We start from the raw sequence: 16049 nt of genomic DNA on the forward strand, positions 1-16049 counted from the left end.
ATGAAAGAAACTTTTTTTAGAACCTTATCTTGGCTCCATACTTGGGCGGGTTTGCTCGTTTGCTGGGTATTATTGCTGATCTTCTTTGCTGGCAGCTTGAGCTATTTCCGCCATGAAATCAGCCTATGGGCTGAGCCAGAACTTCACCGCGGCGCATTTCAAGACTATCAAGCAAACCAAGTAGTCAGCCAGCTTGATAAAGGTCAAGATTATATCGAGAGCCACTCTCCCGCAGAGGCACAACGCTGGTTGATTAACTTTCCGACACAGCGCAACCCAATGCTCAATTTTGCTTGGCAACTGCCCCCCGAAAAAGGCCAACGACGTGGCAAAATCGAGCAACATACCGCGCTTGCGGATGGCAGCGACATGATTACCCATGTGCGTGACAGCCGCGGCGGCGACTTCTTCTATCGCTTACATTTCGACCTACATTATATGCCAGCCATTACTGCGCGCTATATTGTGGGTGTTTGTACTATGTTTATGTTGATCGCCCTGATCAGCGGTATCGTTATCCATAAGCGTATCTTTAAAGATCTGTTTAGTTTTCGTCAAAACAAGGGCGCCCGCTCTTGGCTAGATGCACATAATGTCAGCTCTGTGATTGCTCTGCCCTATCATCTGATGATTACCTATACTGGCCTCATTACCTTAATGCTGATCTACATTCCCTGGACGGTAACTACAGCCTATCCCGAGGATAATCAAGCATTTTCAAAAGAACTCAATCCGGCAAGACAAACTGAAAAAGCCTCTGGTATCAGCGCGCAGCAAGTTCGACTAAGCCAATTATTACCTCAAGTTCAAGTCCAATGGGGTGATGCACCGATTAAGCAGGTGATGGTTTCAAATCCCAAAGATCAAAATAGCCAAGTCACGTTTTACCAAAACACCGGCAAAGACGTGACAGATGAATCGACACTCTTAGTATTCAGCGGCGTCACGGGAGAACTCAAATATGCCAGCCCCCATGAGGTATCAGGTGCCGTTGTCACCTACGATACGATGATGTCGCTACATACAGCACGTTTTGCCGCGCCGCTACTGCGCATTTTATTCTTTTTCTGTGGCTTACTCGGCTGCGCCATGGTAGCAACCGGCACCTTAATGTGGGCGATTCGTTTGCGTCAAAAACAGCAAAAAACGATAGAAAAAGGAGAGAAAGTCGGCCTAGGTCTACGCTTAGTCGAAGGGTTAAACTTTATGTTTATCTTGGGCTTGCCATTGGGCGCCGTAGCATTTTGCTATGCAAATCGTCTCTTGCCTGCCGATTTTGCAACCCGTTCAGCATGGGAAGTGCACAGCTTTTTTATCGCCCTTTGCGCCATGGGTATATGGGCATTTATCGGACGAAGCAGACGCCATTGGCAAGTCGCTCTCATGCTGATTGGCGCACTCTATTGTGCACTGCCTATCCTCAATGCCTTCACATCGCCAAGCCACTTTATTGATAATATCCAGTCTCAACAATGGGCTTTGGTTGGTTTTGATGTGTTTGCGGCTTTATTTGGCGGCGCCATGCTTTTTGCGAGCACCAAACTCTCTGTGATGGTGAAAACACTTCAAAAACCGAATCGAAAAAATGTCGCTTCGGATAAAAAAGTCATCCCAAAATCGCTAGATACCCGTTACGCCACCAAACTTGCCACATCATCTCCCTTGGAGGAAGTAAAATCATGATGCCAGCATTTATCCCCGTCCTTGGTATTTTAGGGCTAAGCTATCTTTCCCTCGCACTGTTTGCTTTAGCAAAGTTTGGTCATTTTAAGGATGTGTTTAAACGCCCGCCTTCACAGTGGCAAAGTCGTCTTCTGACCCTATTTGCCTGGCTGTTACTGATCATAAGTTTAAGTACCTGCGCCCACGGGCAAGGCTGGACCTATGGCAGTATTCTGTTTATGGGAATTATCTCCCTTGCGGCTATGTTGGTGATTTTGACTTTGAGTTATAGCCCTCGTCATCTGCCCGTCGGCATAGTGACCAGCAGTGTATTGACTGGCACCTTATTACTAAGCGGTGGAATACAATAAGTATTAAAACAGATTATCTATCAAACTGGGCGCACTAAACTGTGCGCACCATGCTGGAGAAGTCTTTTTAGCTAAGTTATAGTGCCCTCATGTCCTGCAATGAGGAGAAAACTATGGGCTTTAATTTAACGGTAAATTGGCAAACTTCGCCTGCCGAAGAAGGCGAATTTTGCCGCGATCACAGCATTACCTTTGGCAGCGGCCAAACGATTCATGCCTCTTCAGCCCCTGAATACAAGGGTAATGAACACTTTGTCAACCCAGAAGAAAGCCTGCTCGCAGCCCTCTCGTCCTGCCATATGCTAACCTTTCTCGCAATTGCTCACCTTAAGCGCCTTCCTGTTGCATCCTATGTCGATGAAGCCTCGGCTGAACTAGGAAAAAATGAAGCGGGTAAGCTCGCCATCACGAAAATGATTTTAAATCCTAAGATAGTCTTTGCAGATGGTGTAGAAGTCACACAAGAAACCCTTGAGAAAATTCACGAAAAAGCTCATGCAAACTGTTTTATTGCCAATACCTTAGCCACAGATATTCAAATTAAGTTTTAATCCTTTGGGCAAGTTCATGCAGATGAACTTGCCCGATGCCCCTCTGTATCGCTCTTTCATTTCATCACACTCATTCAGCTTAAATCTAGTTACGTTACTGTATGCCAAACTTAAGTAACACCATTACGAGTGAGGTCAATCATGCAGATCCAATTCTATAGCAGTAATTCGATGCCATATGACAAGCATATCGATGCCCGCAGGATCGACGCCAAACGTCACTAATCCCGCTTCGTCTAAGCCCACCATAGTGACGCTTTCCTATGAGGCCAAAGAACTGACACGGGTTGCCCCTATTCCACAACCGAATACGCCAGAAATTGGTAATATAAAGGCTGGCGTGGAGCAATACACCAATATCCAAGCCGCAAAGATGAAATCTCAGGTTGCTTCGGATATGACCAGTATCGCTATGGGAACCAACGAGGGGATTTCTGCACCTACGACCGACGATGAGCCACAGTGACTCAGTAAGGGAAGCAACAGTGGCGCAAATGGCGAACCAACAACAGGTCAGTACCATGCAAGCTTATGTTGATGCCAGTGAGAGTATTAATGAGTGGGCATAAAAATGGGCGCTGTCTTGGGAACTACCAGACAACGCCCAAACATTGAACAGGTTCAGCTTATCTGAATTAACTTAAATTTCAGTTAAATTCATTGTAAAGCTAGCTACTTAGCTTTTATATCTTCTGCCATACCTTTAGCTGGCATTGGTTGCGCCTTCAATGCAGGAATCGGCTGCTTAATTAACTCATCCTTCAGATAACTAATGGCGGTTTCAAGCTGTGCATCTTGGCCATTAAAAGTGGCAAAAGGTAAGTTATCAACCTCAATATCCGGCGTCACACCATGTCCCTCAAGAATCCAGCGTCCATCCATGGCATATTGTGGATATTCAGCAACTCGCGCCATCCCTTTATCGGTTAAGGTATTACGACCCGATAGCCATACACCCGCCCCGGCAGTTTGTTTACCGATCAGCGGTGCAATTCCTAGTGCCTTGATCCCCGCAGAGAAAGTTTCACCATCAGAGTAGGTCAGCTCGTCCGTTAACACCACTAAATGTCCACGGAAGGTTTGCTGCATATTGGTATTGGGCGTGCCATGGGTTGGCTGCCAGAAAGCCCAAGCTCGGCGTAATAATTTTTCGATGATCCAGCTATCAATATTACCGCCGCGGTTACGACGCACGTCGATAATCAAACCGTCTTTATCATAGTTGGTGTAAAACTCACGGGCAAAACTCTCAATATCGCCGCCGCCCATGGCGTATAAGTGCAGGTAACCAATCTTACCCTTACTCGCCTCAGTCACAACGCTAGCATTATGGTTGACCCAATCTAAATAACGTAATTGACTATCGACCATAGTACTGACTGGCATCACCACGGTTTTATGGCTTTTGCTATCGCGTTCAAGCTCAAGTAACACCTGTTTATCTTGCTGATTACGCAGTAAACGCGTCACGTCAGCAACATTGGTCACTGGTGTACCATTAATGGCAAGCAACAGATCGCCCTCTTTGGCATCGACCTCGATACGGCTAAGGGGTGAAGCTTGGCTCGGCAGTTCGGGATCATTACGATAAATATGGGCAATTTTCACCCCATCGCTGGTTTGTTGCAGCCGCGCGCCTAAACTCGCCCCTTTCGCTGCATCAGGATCTTTAGGCAAATCACCGCCACGCACTTGCGAGTGCAGTGAATCTAACTCGCCCATCATCTGCATAAAGATGTCATTTAATTCATTACGGTCAGTTAAGCGATCGAGCAGTGGTTGATACTTGGCCTTAGTCGCCTGCCAATCGAGGCCGCGCATATTTTTGTCAAAGAAGGAATCACGATGCATTAACCATGCATCTTCAAACATTTGTTGCCACTCTAAGGTTGGCGAAATCGCTAATTGCCACTGGTCAGTCTGCACCTTGGCATTGTCGGTATCGCCAAGTTTGTCGCCCGCATCGACAATCAACAGCGACTTTTCATTGCTTTTTTTGCGCAATAACAGCTTTTTACCGTCAGCAGAGACTCCATAGTTAGCCACGTCTTCAGCAAACACCTCAGCTTTAGGGCGCAGCTCGGTAAACTTAATCGTCATCAGATTAGGTTGACTTTCATCACCAATCGCTTGATCGAGCACATAGAGACGATCGTCAATAACAGATAACTGGCTGTAATTGCCCGAATCCACCGGGACTTGCCATAGACGCTCACTTATCCCCGCCCAATCAATTTTTACGGGAGTCGATTTATCCTTCGCTTCGGCTTTTGCAGTCGTTTTTGCCGTCAACTCCGTTGGTTTGCTGAAGGGGAACTTGGCATTTTTCACTAAAGAAATCGCAAAAATCTGGCTACGTTTATCAAAAACGGGCCCCATATTGCGATCCCCCCAAGGCGAGCTTGGGGTTGCGGTAAACTGGCGATTAGAAAGGAAATATAACCACTGGCCATCGCGGCTAAAGGTCGGCGAATAGGATTCATATTTATCGCTGGTGAGCGCTTGTGCCTTACTTTCATCCACCGAATAAAGCACGACTTGTGGCCTTTGCTTACCGATTTCAGATTTAGTGAGTGCGATAAAACGGCTGTCGCCGGACCAACGGATATCGGCATAGGGGCCAAGGCCTTCACCATGACTAATGATTTTTTGGTTAGTATTTTTCTTTAAGTCCAGCAGCCACACATTACCGTCGTTATCATCGTGGGCAAGATAGCGACCATCGTTGGATAAACTCAGCGACATTCTTAAGGTGTGGCCATCCTTGGTCAACTGTTTAGCACCACTGGTTCCATCAGCAGGAAATTGCCAAACTTCCTGCTGGCCAGTCATATCGCTGATGGCATAAACCGATTTACCATCCTGACTCAGGATGGCATTTCGTACTCTGTAAGTACCAGGAAGCGCCACTTGCACTAAACGTGAACCATCAATCCCCGCAATCGCCACATGGCTACGGGCGGTAATAACGACTTTATCGCCAGCGGGGGCAAGGTTAGCGGAGGTGGCATAATCCATAGGATCTTTTACCCAATGTTCGCGGCGCTGGGCAAAATCTGAAATTAATTCAATGTTTAATAAAGAATCTTTAGCAGAGGCGATATCAAAAATATGAATATCCGCCCCGAGTTGAAAGACCACTTTACCTTGATCCATGCGCGCCCCGCGCATTTGCCACTCTTTATATTGGGTTAGCTGTTGAGCATCACTGCCATCTAGGGCCATTGACCAGAGATTGTCGTTACCATCGCTATCGCTAATAAAATAGAGTCGGTCCTGCCATAGCATCGGCTGGCGGACCGAGCCTTGGTGCTGTCCACTGAGTAACTGCGCCTCGTCTTTACCACCCAGTTTAAAGCGCCATAATTCACCCTTAGCGCCGCCGCGATATACCTTTGCATTATCGCCCGTCACCTGCAGGCCGAAACGGGTAAAATAGACATACTGATTATTAGCATCGACCACCCCTTCTACCGCATCGGCCAAGGGCAGATCGGTTGTGGTTAAACTCTCGGGATTAACAAGACGCAACATCCAATTATTCGCGGGACCAAAACCCGCGTCGGTGGAATAAAGCACTTCTCCCTTAGAGGTCCACCCTTGCACTCGCACTCGGCTATTCTCAAAACTCACTCGTTTTGCGACACCGCCAGTCACGGGAATAACATAAACCTCACTCGCCCCTTCGTAATTCGCCACATAGGCCACCCATTTGCCATCGGCAGAAATCGCCGCGCCGAGTTCTTCAGCAGGTAAAGTGGTCAACCGCGTTGCCGCCTTTTGGCCAAGGGTTTGCGTCCAAAGATCCCCTTCAGCCGTAAACACTAAGGTCTGGTCATGTAAAGCCGGAGCGCGGTAATAACCTTGATTGCTAGTCGATTGTGCTGCGAACACTTGAGCTGCAGACAAAGTGCCGAGGGCGAGCATGCAGCAGGCAACTGAGTGACGAAGTTTCATGTGTAGTCTCTATCCTATTGTTATTGTTAGCAATGGACTTTCAAGTGGGCATAATTTACCAACAATAGCCCAAAGTCTGACAAAATAATTCAACAAACTAACAGAAATTGATAGAGAGAGCAGTAACTTAAGATAAGAGAAGTTTTAGCAAATGTGTCATTGCGATTTGGCCAAAAGGAGCCAAGCGACTCCTTTAGTATTACAACCAGATAATCTTTAAGGCGTTAACAAGTTTAGGTTAACACCGCAAATAAATGAGCTTTTAGTTGGGCAAAGTCGGCTGTTAATTCTGCAGATAATATCGGTTTATGTGCTACCGCTTTTAATTCTGACGGCAGAGGTAAGTTAAGGGCAAGCTCCCTATCAACCACATCCTTAAACTTAGCGGGATGGGCTGTGCCTAAAAAGATCCCCACTTCGTCAGGCACTAAATTCAGAGTTAACGACTTAGCCGCAATTGCTGCATGGGGCTCAGACACATAACCTTTAGCATAAAGATCTGCCAGCGCCTCCGAAGTTTGCGCTTCCGATAGGCGAATCCCCACTAGGTCCGCCAATGGCCAACCGAGTTCCTCGCAAATGGCCTCGACGCGCGGCCAGTTACTTGGCTCACTGACATCCATCGCATTGGACATAGTGGCTTGAGTGGGATTAGGTTGCCAATCACCGCTCTCTAAATAGCGTGGCACAGTGTCATTCGCATTAGTAGCAGCAATAAAACGTTTAACCGGTAAGCCCATGGCTTTGGCAAACAAGCCTGCGGTGAGATTACCAAAATTACCACTGGGCACCGCAATTACAGGATCGGCTTCATGGCGCTGTTTCGACTGAGCAACCGCTTCAAAGTAATAACAAATCTGTGCAAGTAAGCGGCTGATATTGATTGAGTTTGCCGAGTTTAAATGCAAACCATCTCGTACATCGCTATCTTCAAAAGCCTGTTTGACCAAATGCTGGCATGCATCGAAGTCTGACGCCACCGCGACTGTGTGGATGTTCTTGCCTAAAGTAGTGAACATTTTTTCCTGTAATTCACTGATTTTGCCCTTAGGATAAAGCACCACAACATTGACTTTATCTAGGCCGTAAAAGGCATCGGCCACCGCAGCCCCAGTATCCCCTGATGTTGCCGTTAAAATGGTTAAGCGCGAGTCTTGAGCAAAGACATTGATGCATTGCGCCATAAAACGCGCCCCAAAATCCTTAAATGCTAAGGTGGGCCCATGGAAGAGTTCAAGGCACGAGCGCTGCTCATCAACCGCCACTAAGGGTAAATCAAAGTTAAAGGCACGCTCAACCAGTTGATCTACCACGTCTTGCCCAAGCTCTGAGGCAAGCCAAGCACCGAGTACTTTTTTACTACGCTCGACAAAAGGCATCGCTAAAAGCGCCTCAATATCATGCAACACCGGGATTTGAGTTGGGAAAAACAGCCCTCTGTCTTTACCGAGTCCTAATTGCACCGCTTCCTTAAAGCTCACTTTCTGCGAAGGGTGTTTTAAATTATATAGTTCCATGCTCACTCGACCTTATCAGTACCAAGCCTTTAGACTTGGACTTAATGCTTTTAAAAGTAAGAAAAATTAATCAACCCTGCGCGTACCTTGCTCATCGAGGCGGCAAACATGGGCAAAGCCGCCCGCCTCGGTCAGATAATGAGCCTCTAACCATGCTTTGGCAGCATTGGCGGTGGCGAGATCGTCGGTCACCGAAAACAGGGTTGGCCCGCTACCGGAAATACCTGTGGTTAACATGCCTAATTCGGCGAGTGCTGCTCTGGCATTGTCATAACCCGGAATCGCCGCTGCGCGGTAAGGTTCGGCTAGCACATCCTTTAATACTTGAATCGCAAGCTGGGCATTTTGCTGATAAGAGGCATGTACAAAAGCACTTAAATAACGGCCAAAATCGATGACCACAGACTTATCGTATTGTTCTGGCATGAGTTTACGCATCATGGCCGTTGAGAGTGAAATCCCAGGATACGCCACCACCCAATACCATTGTTTAAAACTGGGGATCGCCTCGCAGATAGCACCGGGCACATTGAGCATTAGCTGCATGCCACCCAAATAACAGGGTGCAACGTTATCGTAATGCACACTGCCGCTGATCTTGCCCTCAAACTCCCCCATCAGCTCAAGCAGTGCTTGCTTATCGTAGGGGCGACCAAAATATTCGTTCAACGCATACAGGGCTGCAACCACAGAACTGGCGCTCGAGCCTAAGCCACTGCCAACGGGCAAGTTTTTCTCTAGGGTTAATGCCACACCTTGGTTTTCTTTCCCAAGGGCTTTTAAGAAAAACACCGCACATTGATGAACGATATTCTCCTCCGGATTGTTGGGTAACTTATGCGCCCAAGCCCCCACTTGAGTAAGGCTCACTCCCGCATCCGCCGCCGCAATGGTCACTCTATCGCCGAGTAAACTGCCATCGATGGGCGCCAATGCTGCGCCCAATAAATCAAAACCCACACCCACATTACCCATAGAGGCGGGAGCGTAAACGGTCAAACTCATACACTCACCTCACGAGTCCAATTTAAGGTTCTTAATACATCAGCAAAGGCACCAGCCGCTGTCACTTCTGTGCCCGCACCATATCCACGCAGCACAAAGGGAATGGGCTGATAATAACGGCTATAAAATGCCAAGGCGTTCTCACCGCCTTTTACGCTATAAAGTGGATCGGTGGCATCGACTTCGGCTATGCGCACATGGCACGCACCTTCTTCAATCTGCCCCACATAACGCAGCACTTTACCCTGCGCTTTTGCCTCAGCCACTCGCGCCGCAATCGCAGCGTCCGCCTCAGGCAAGTGCGCCATAAAACTTTCCACATCGCCAGAATCATCAAAACCTTCAGGCAACACGGAGTCGACAACAATATCACTTAACTCAAGTTTCAACCCTACTTCACGGGCTAAAATCAACACCTTACGTGCCACATCCATGCCACTTAAATCATCACGGGGATCGGGCTCAGTAAAGCATTTTTCCCGCGCCAGTTTAGTCGCCTCAGAAAGTGACATCCCCTCATCAAGCTTGCCAAAGATAAAAGATAAAGAGCCTGACAAAATGCCATTAAACTTGTGCAATTTATCACCGGCGAATAACAGTTTTTTCAAGTTATCGATAACGGGTAATCCGGCGCCCACGTTGGTCTCATACAGGAACTGACGACGCTGTTTCAATGCTGTTTGACGCAGAGCTTGGTAATAGGCGTAATCGCGAGTGTTAGCCTTTTTATTCGGCGTCACCACGTGCATGCCCGCGTTCATCACCTCTAAATACTGGTTCGATACTTGATCGCTTGAAGTACAATCCACCAGTACAGGGTTTAACAATTGCTGCTCTTTCACCCACGCCAGTAATGCAGGTATATCGCTTGCCTGCTGACTGTCGGCAAGCAGGTTTTGCCAATTATTCAAATCGATTCCCGCACTATCGAGTAACATCTTGCTTGAATTCACGATACCGCAGACACGGATACTAATATGCTGCTCTTTTAACACGCTCACCTGTTGCTTGATCTGCTCGAGTAAGCCTGCACCCACATTGCCGCAACCAACTAAAAACACATCCAAATACTGCTGCACATCGAAAAATCCCTGGTGACAGGCAGCTATCGCATGTTTGGTCTTACGCTGCTCAATCACAGTTGAAATAGAACGTTCAGAAGAGCCTTGGGCAATCGCGATAATATTCACACTCGCCTGTGCTAACGCTTGGAAGAAGCGCGCCGCCACACCTTTATGGGTACGCATTCCATCACCGATCAATGAGACGATTGCCAAGTCATGGCGCATTTCGATTGGCTCGAGTAGCTCACTTTTGATTTCTAACTCAAATTCCTGCTCTAGCGCCGACTTCACTTTGGCCGCATCACAGGTCGCCACACAAAAGCTGATGCTGTATTCGCAAGAACTTTGCGTAATAAGAGACACAGAAACGCCACTACGGGAAATCGCCGCCAGTGTACGGCTCGCCATACCGACCATGCCCTTCATACCCGGGCCTGACACATCAAACATGGTTTGATTATCGAGGTTTGAAATGGCTTTAACCTGCAACCCACTTGTATCGGCAAGGTTTGAGACCAAAGTCCCTGGCGCATCGGGGTTAAAGCTGTTTTTGATATAACAGGGGATATGGAACTGGGCAATCGGTGCTATGGTTTTAGGGTGCAGTACCTTAGCACCAAAATACGATAGTTCCATCGCCTCTTGATAACTGAGCTGCGACAACAACTTAGCGTCGGCTACGACGCGAGGATCGGTATTGTAAACTCCATCGACATCCGTCCAAATCTCACAACTTGAGGCATCTAAACAAGCGGCCAGCACAGCAGCAGAATAGTCTGAGCCGTTTCGGCCTAAGGTCACGACCTTGCCGTCTTCATCGGCGGCGGTAAAGCCGGGCATCACCCAAACACGCTTTTCATCGAGCGCAAGGTTCTTAAATCGCGGCTTACTGACAGCAATATCCACCACTGACTCGAGCGGACGACCACGGCCTAAAAACAGTTTACGTGGGTCAAGCTGCGCCGAGGCAATACCTTTGGCCAGCATAACTTGTTCCATTAGGGCAGCAGACAATCGCTCCCCCGCCACCACGATTTCGGCGCATATACCGTCAGGGCATTCTTGCAGCAACGTGATACCGCGTAATCTATCTTGCCAACGAGCAAGCTGCGCGCCAAGACCTGCAAAAAGCAGCTCACTTTGAGCACTCGATAGACCTGAACTCACCGCATCTTGATACAGAGAGGTAAACACCCGCTCAACATGTTGAATGACAGGCGAATAATCTTCGCCTTTTACCGCCAAACTCACCATTTCTAGCAGGGCATTAGTCACTGTTGCAGGCGCAGAGAGCACAGTTGCAACCGGCTCCATTGTTGCCGCTTTAGCGACGATATCAGCCGCCATTGAAAATCGCTGCCAATTTGCCAGCGAGGTACCACCAAATTTCATTACTTTCATCTTGATCTCCTGTACCGCGCCCGACTTAGAAATAAGAGCTAGAAACAAAAAAGCCCGCTTCTTTGTGGGAAGCGGGCTCGTCGTTAAATTCTTTAGGGTGTATCAGCCCGCCCCCACTCTGGTTGTAGTGGTGGTTGTAATAATGGTAATTACTACGAAACCTAGGCTATGCATACGTTTGGGCTAATCCATGTCAATGTGATGTAAAACAGAATTGCTTTTTTCCCCCAGACTTGTCAACCCCCAAACTGGATTATTTATAAACAAATCTTTCACAGCCATAAATTGGCACCTTAACATTCATTATTATCAAGTTTTCCTAGGGTAAAAATGCGATTTCATCAATAGAAAACTGTTAACGTAAACGTAATACCGCACAAATACACCTATTTTTTAACATTAAAATTCAATAAATTATATCAACCATATCGTAAAGCCTTTAGATTATGCGATGTAAACCCACTTTCGAGACCAACAAACCGCAAGCGATAACCATCAACAATTTGGCGTAAATTCTTCACAAAATGACTGTTCATCACGCCAACAAAAAGCTGTGCGATATCTAACATAAGCCACTTCAAATTATCGCCAGCGCCCCAAAAGCACGTTATTATGCGCGCACATTCCGAACCGGAGGCGATATGAAGATCACCCAACACAGCGCGGTAACCATTCATTACCGTTTATCAGATCAAGAAGGCAGACTTTTAGAAGACTCTTTTGATGCCGAACCAATGTTATATCTGCACGGTGCAGAAAACCTGATCCCAGGTTTAGAGGCTGCATTAGAAGGTAAAACCAAGGGCGAAACACTGGATGTAACAATCAGTGCTGAAGAAGCTTACGGTCCTTACCACGATGGTCTGCGTCAAGCCGTGCCATTAGAAGCGTTTGGTGATATCGAAGATATCGTTCCTGGTATGCGCTTTATTGCCGAAACCGAAATGGGTCAGCGTCCAGTTCAAGTTGTTGAAGTAAAAGACGATGTTGTGATCGTTGATGGTAACCATCCATTAGCGGGCCAAGCACTCAGCTTTAACATTGAAATCATCGATGTGCGAGAAGCGACAGCAGAAGAAATTGCCCATGGCCATATTCACGCCCACGGCGGATGCGGTGGCCATGGACACAGCCATGATCACAGCCATGGCGGCGGATGCTGTGGTGGTTCAGGTCATGATGCGGGTGGCTGTTGTGGTGGTTCTGATGACCATGGCCATCACCACCATGACCATGATCACGAAGCTTGTGACACACCCAAAGCGGGTTGTGACGGCAACGGTGGCTGCGGCTGCCGCGGCTAATATAGACATCAAAGCCTAATAGCCCTCCCAGAGGAGCTGATAAAAAAGCACTTCCTTAAATAAGGAGGTGCTTTTTTTATCGTCAAATGAGTATAATCAGTAGGTAAATAGGGACGTTTAAGATAAAACAGCATTTTCAGCTGTAAAATCAATATATTCAAATCGATATCAACATCAGCGATGGAGTGCATATGTTAGCAAAACCTGTATATGAAGTTTTACCCTTTAGCTATATGATATCTGGCAGCTTAAGCTTTATGCTGCTCGAACCTGATTATGCGCTGATTGCTGGTTTTGTGGTATTTGTTTTGGGCGCCAGAATTTACAATTTACGCTCTCAAAATCGCCGAACCGACCCAGCCAAACGCCGAAAATCAGGGTATATTCCTAAGACGATTTACGATTTACTGCCTTTTATTTATCTCTTTTCTGCCTTAGCCATTTTTAAATTTTTCCCTACAAATCTTTATCCTTTACTGGCTATTATGTTACTCAGTTATAGTTTGTATATTCTCGTTAGACGCTCCATCCACCGTCGCCATAAAATTCCAACCAGTCCCCAGTTTTAATCAAATCTGCGACCCATTGGCACCGAACATAATTAACTGATGAGTTGTTGTATTTTATCTCTATGACTTGGTGCCATATTCTTTAAATAGTTAGAACAACGGGTAATGGTCGCAATACTCACCTGATACTCGGCTGCAATTTGTCTTTGGCTCATTTCTCCATTTAGCAATAGCTGAAATACTTTTAGCCGACCGGCAATAGCACTGCGCTCTTCCTCTGTCAGCAATAAATGGAACAATACCGACAGCTCTTCATAATTCCCATGGCTCAAAATTTTTTCTAATACTAAGTCCCAATTGGCTCGCATAATCGCCCCATAAGTATTGTTTAAGCATTACAACGGCAGTTTAGCAGATTTACTCTGCCAACAAATAACTTGTTACGTTTATCCCTCTTCTCTAGACAAAAACTGACAAATTTGCTTCTAGTACATTAAGTTAATTTGTGTACAATAGCAGCGCAATGTCACACTTCGACGCTAATTTGTGAGAATACGATGAAAAAATTACTCCTAACTCTCGTTGCCGGTACCTTATTGGCTTCAACGGCTCAAGCACACAATTTTGAAGATGCAAAAGATGCGATTCAATATCGTCAATCTGGATTCAGCCTAATTGCTTATAACTTTGGTGATATGGGCGCCATGATGAAAGGTAAAAAGCCTTTCGATGCTGAAACCTTTGCAATGCGCGCAAAAAATGTTGCAGCGCTTTCACACATCCCTTTCGAAGGTTTTATTGACGGTTCAGATAAAGGTGATACCGAAGCACTCGCAAAAGTTTGGCAAGATAAGGCCGACTTTGACGCTAAGATGAAAACCTTCCAAGAAAATGCAGCTATTCTTGCTACCGTAGCTCAAAAAGGTGACCAAGCTGAAATCAAGCAAGCCTTTATGGATACAGGTAAGAGCTGTAAAGGATGTCATGACGTTTACAAAAAAGACTAATTGATTGACTGAGTTATAAAAAAGCCTGCAATTATTGCAGGCTTTTTTATTATCACATATGCACCCTAAACGATATCAACGCTATAGCACTTGCACTATTGGCCACATTAAATTGGCAAAAACCAAACCTGCGAGCATCAGTACAATAATAAGCGCAAACCATTGAGACTTAAAAACTAACTGCGATTTAGCTGCAATAGCATTTTCGCGCTTAGGAATACACTTATAACCACTAAGCATTGCACCAACCAGCCTATCCCCTTTCACAGCATGCACAACCACAGCAGATACATGCAGAACAATAAGTAGTAGGATCACGTTAAAATTCATCTTATGTAGCCAAGTCAGGAAAGTACTGGTATCAGAGCTAACGTAGCTATAGAGAGGGCCCTCAGTAAACACATCATCAGTTGCAAACAATCCCGTGACTAACTGCAGACTAATAATAGTAATCAGTGCTATGACCATGTATCCACCCATGGGATTATGCCCTAGTACCACAGATACCCCTTTTGAACGCACATTTTTCAAATAGGCAAGCACGACCTTGGGATGATGAACAAAATGGCTGAATTTAGCGGTATCACTGCCGAACAAGCCCCATAACAGCCGAAAACCAATCAAGATTAACAGACTGTAAGCAAAAATCTGATGCCATTGCATTTCTCCCGCATCGGCACTCCACCATAGTAATACCATCAGCACCACCATGGCCCAATGAAAAAAGCGCGTGGATAAATCCCAGACTTTAACCTTGATATGTTCGGTTTCCATAATACCTACCACCTAGCTGAGCAATGAAATTGAAATTAGTGGGTATTCTATCGGGATCTTGTGAAAAACTTAAAGTAAAGATAGGTAAATCAGGGGAAAGACGGTGCAGTTATCCTATCGAATATGGCCTGTTCTTGCTGGTAATTCAAGCCTTTTCGACCAATAATTCCCGAGATTTGTCTAAGCGATCAAATATCCAACGAACAGTATCGAACCGGGTAAAAAGTGTGATTTAACTCTCGTTTTTAAAGGCGTAGATTGGTAATCTGAAACCGAAGAAAACAAATAGAAGGTTCGACATATGCTAAAGATTACGAGCAAACAATTAGAAGTAACTGCCCCAATCCGTGAACGCATTGAAAGCCGTTTCGAGAAACTTTCTAGGCACGATGTGCAGTTAATTAATCCCCATGTCATTATCACCGAGGAGAAACCTGGTTTCAAAATTGAAGCATCGGTTGGCATCCCAAATGGAGAACTTTTTGCTCAAGCTAAACACGATAATCTTTATGCCGCAATCACTGCTATGGGTCAAAAATTAGAGAAACAGCTCAATCGATTAACCCATAAACCCGAGGCACAACGTTTTGCATCAATTGATCACCCAGAAGAAGCAATAAATGTAGAGGATGATTACGAGGAGGAAGATGCAGCCTAATTTACTCGGTGTTAGAGCGTTAGAGCAAGACCACATCACTTCGAGAGATATAAAGTAGATACAGTTTATAGATCACATTTTTACACAATTTTGAAAGATGCTTTAATAGTTGTTAAAACAGTGTGGTTCTTTGAATAACTACTACACTTTACTAAGTGACATCAGAATCGAAGTGATGTGAATTTATAAAAATACATTAAGCACTATAAAAAGGAGCCTTGAAAGCACAAAACCACAAGATATCAGCAACTTAAAATTTATCCATATAT

General features: G+C 45.9%; 14 protein-coding genes. 8 read left to right on the forward strand and 6 right to left on the reverse strand.

Features of this window, described 5'->3' with window-relative positions; genetic code table 11:
* The 4 genes from H9J30_RS16870 to H9J30_RS16885 all read left to right on the forward strand — a co-directional run bounded on the left by H9J30_RS16870 (nucleotide 1) and on the right by H9J30_RS16885 (nucleotide 3050).
* Complete coding sequence (locus H9J30_RS16870; RefSeq protein ID WP_240132070.1) at nucleotides 1–1683, forward strand: PepSY-associated TM helix domain-containing protein; 1683 nt, start codon at nucleotides 1–3, stop codon at nucleotides 1681–1683.
* The gene (locus tag H9J30_RS16875) at nucleotides 1680–2033 is read left to right on the forward strand and encodes a DUF3325 domain-containing protein (protein ID WP_240132071.1); all 354 of its coding nucleotides are present in this window, start codon (nucleotides 1680–1682) and stop codon (nucleotides 2031–2033) included. Before H9J30_RS16870 ends, H9J30_RS16875 begins: the two co-directional genes overlap by 4 nt.
* Nucleotides 2034–2146: 113 nt before the next feature.
* On the forward strand, nucleotides 2147–2584 hold the full coding sequence (locus H9J30_RS16880) for an OsmC family protein (protein ID WP_240132072.1): 438 nt from the start codon (nucleotides 2147–2149) through the stop codon (nucleotides 2582–2584).
* 178 nt (nucleotides 2585–2762) lie between these two features.
* On the forward strand, nucleotides 2763–3050 hold the full coding sequence (locus H9J30_RS16885; RefSeq protein WP_240132073.1) for a hypothetical protein: 288 nt from the start codon (nucleotides 2763–2765) through the stop codon (nucleotides 3048–3050).
* 206 nt (nucleotides 3051–3256) lie between these two features.
* Here the strand turns inward: H9J30_RS16885 and H9J30_RS16890 are convergent, their stop codons facing one another.
* The 4 genes from H9J30_RS16890 to thrA form a co-directional block, all read right to left on the reverse strand.
* Nucleotides 3257–6541 (reverse strand): S41 family peptidase, encoded by a 3285-nt coding sequence (locus H9J30_RS16890; protein WP_240132074.1) that lies wholly within the window; start codon nucleotides 6539–6541, stop codon nucleotides 3257–3259.
* A 233-nt stretch (nucleotides 6542–6774) separates the two neighbouring features.
* Nucleotides 6775–8058 carry a threonine synthase gene (thrC, locus tag H9J30_RS16895; RefSeq protein ID WP_240132075.1) on the reverse strand — a complete coding sequence of 428 codons (1284 nt, stop codon included), beginning with the start codon at nucleotides 8056–8058 and terminating at the stop codon, nucleotides 6775–6777.
* A gap of 66 nt (nucleotides 8059–8124) precedes the next feature.
* Nucleotides 8125–9063, reverse strand: a complete 939-nt coding sequence (gene thrB / locus H9J30_RS16900; RefSeq protein WP_240132076.1) for a homoserine kinase — start codon at nucleotides 9061–9063, stop codon at nucleotides 8125–8127.
* Nucleotides 9060–11528, reverse strand: coding sequence for a bifunctional aspartate kinase/homoserine dehydrogenase I (gene thrA / locus H9J30_RS16905; protein ID WP_240132077.1), 2469 nt, complete (start codon nucleotides 11526–11528; stop codon nucleotides 9060–9062). Before thrA ends, thrB begins: the two co-directional genes overlap by 4 nt.
* A 641-nt stretch (nucleotides 11529–12169) precedes the next feature.
* Here thrA and slyD point away from each other — a divergent pair.
* Nucleotides 12170–12832, forward strand: a complete 663-nt coding sequence (gene slyD / locus H9J30_RS16910) for a peptidylprolyl isomerase (RefSeq protein ID WP_240132078.1) — start codon at nucleotides 12170–12172, stop codon at nucleotides 12830–12832.
* 191 nt (nucleotides 12833–13023) lie between these two features.
* Nucleotides 13024–13401 (forward strand): hypothetical protein, encoded by a 378-nt coding sequence (locus tag H9J30_RS16915; RefSeq protein ID WP_240132079.1) that lies wholly within the window; start codon nucleotides 13024–13026, stop codon nucleotides 13399–13401.
* Nucleotides 13402–13433: 32 nt separating this feature from the next.
* Here the strand turns inward: H9J30_RS16915 and trpR are convergent, their stop codons facing one another.
* On the reverse strand, nucleotides 13434–13709 hold the full coding sequence (trpR, locus tag H9J30_RS16920; protein WP_011073277.1) for a trp operon repressor: 276 nt from the start codon (nucleotides 13707–13709) through the stop codon (nucleotides 13434–13436).
* A gap of 189 nt (nucleotides 13710–13898) precedes the next feature.
* Here trpR and H9J30_RS16925 point away from each other — a divergent pair, with 189 nt between their 5' ends.
* Nucleotides 13899–14348 carry a c-type cytochrome gene (locus tag H9J30_RS16925; protein ID WP_240132080.1) on the forward strand — a complete coding sequence of 150 codons (450 nt, stop codon included), beginning with the start codon at nucleotides 13899–13901 and terminating at the stop codon, nucleotides 14346–14348.
* A gap of 81 nt (nucleotides 14349–14429) precedes the next feature.
* On the opposite strand, the gene H9J30_RS16930 is transcribed toward H9J30_RS16925, so the two are convergent.
* The gene (locus tag H9J30_RS16930; RefSeq protein ID WP_240132081.1) at nucleotides 14430–15122 is read right to left on the reverse strand and encodes a cytochrome b/b6 domain-containing protein; all 693 of its coding nucleotides are present in this window, start codon (nucleotides 15120–15122) and stop codon (nucleotides 14430–14432) included.
* A 301-nt stretch (nucleotides 15123–15423) separates the two neighbouring features.
* On the opposite strand from H9J30_RS16930, the gene hpf reads away from it, so the two are divergent.
* Nucleotides 15424–15780 carry a ribosome hibernation-promoting factor, HPF/YfiA family gene (hpf, locus tag H9J30_RS16935; RefSeq protein WP_240132082.1) on the forward strand — a complete coding sequence of 119 codons (357 nt, stop codon included), beginning with the start codon at nucleotides 15424–15426 and terminating at the stop codon, nucleotides 15778–15780.
* Nucleotides 15781–16049: the final 269 nt, after the last annotated feature.

This window comes from Shewanella cutis (genome assembly GCF_022410515.1).
GTDB classification, from domain to species: Bacteria; Pseudomonadota; Gammaproteobacteria; order Enterobacterales; family Shewanellaceae; genus Shewanella; species Shewanella cutis.

What these genes read in the sequence shown, in the direction of transcription:
- thrC (WP_240132075.1), bottom strand. Translation starts at nt 8,058, where the DNA reads ATGGAACTATATAATTTAAAACACCCTTCGCAGAAAGTGAGCTTTAAG.
- thrB (WP_240132076.1), bottom strand. Translation starts at nt 9,063, where the DNA reads ATGAGTTTGACCGTTTACGCTCCCGCCTCTATGGGTAATGTGGGTGTG.
- H9J30_RS16875 (WP_240132071.1), top strand. Translation starts at nt 1,680, where the DNA reads ATGATGCCAGCATTTATCCCCGTCCTTGGTATTTTAGGGCTAAGCTAT.
- H9J30_RS16915 (WP_240132079.1), top strand. Translation starts at nt 13,024, where the DNA reads ATGTTAGCAAAACCTGTATATGAAGTTTTACCCTTTAGCTATATGATA.
- H9J30_RS16880 (WP_240132072.1), top strand. Translation starts at nt 2,147, where the DNA reads ATGGGCTTTAATTTAACGGTAAATTGGCAAACTTCGCCTGCCGAAGAA.
- H9J30_RS16890 (WP_240132074.1), bottom strand. Translation starts at nt 6,541, where the DNA reads ATGAAACTTCGTCACTCAGTTGCCTGCTGCATGCTCGCCCTCGGCACT.
- H9J30_RS16885 (WP_240132073.1), top strand. Translation starts at nt 2,763, where the DNA reads ATGACAAGCATATCGATGCCCGCAGGATCGACGCCAAACGTCACTAAT.
- H9J30_RS16925 (WP_240132080.1), top strand. Translation starts at nt 13,899, where the DNA reads ATGAAAAAATTACTCCTAACTCTCGTTGCCGGTACCTTATTGGCTTCA.
- hpf (WP_240132082.1), top strand. Translation starts at nt 15,424, where the DNA reads ATGCTAAAGATTACGAGCAAACAATTAGAAGTAACTGCCCCAATCCGT.
- H9J30_RS16930 (WP_240132081.1), bottom strand. Translation starts at nt 15,122, where the DNA reads ATGGAAACCGAACATATCAAGGTTAAAGTCTGGGATTTATCCACGCGC.
- slyD (WP_240132078.1), top strand. Translation starts at nt 12,170, where the DNA reads ATGAAGATCACCCAACACAGCGCGGTAACCATTCATTACCGTTTATCA.
- trpR (WP_011073277.1), bottom strand. Translation starts at nt 13,709, where the DNA reads ATGCGAGCCAATTGGGACTTAGTATTAGAAAAAATTTTGAGCCATGGG.
- thrA (WP_240132077.1), bottom strand. Translation starts at nt 11,528, where the DNA reads ATGAAAGTAATGAAATTTGGTGGTACCTCGCTGGCAAATTGGCAGCGA.
- H9J30_RS16870 (WP_240132070.1), top strand. Translation starts at nt 1, where the DNA reads ATGAAAGAAACTTTTTTTAGAACCTTATCTTGGCTCCATACTTGGGCG.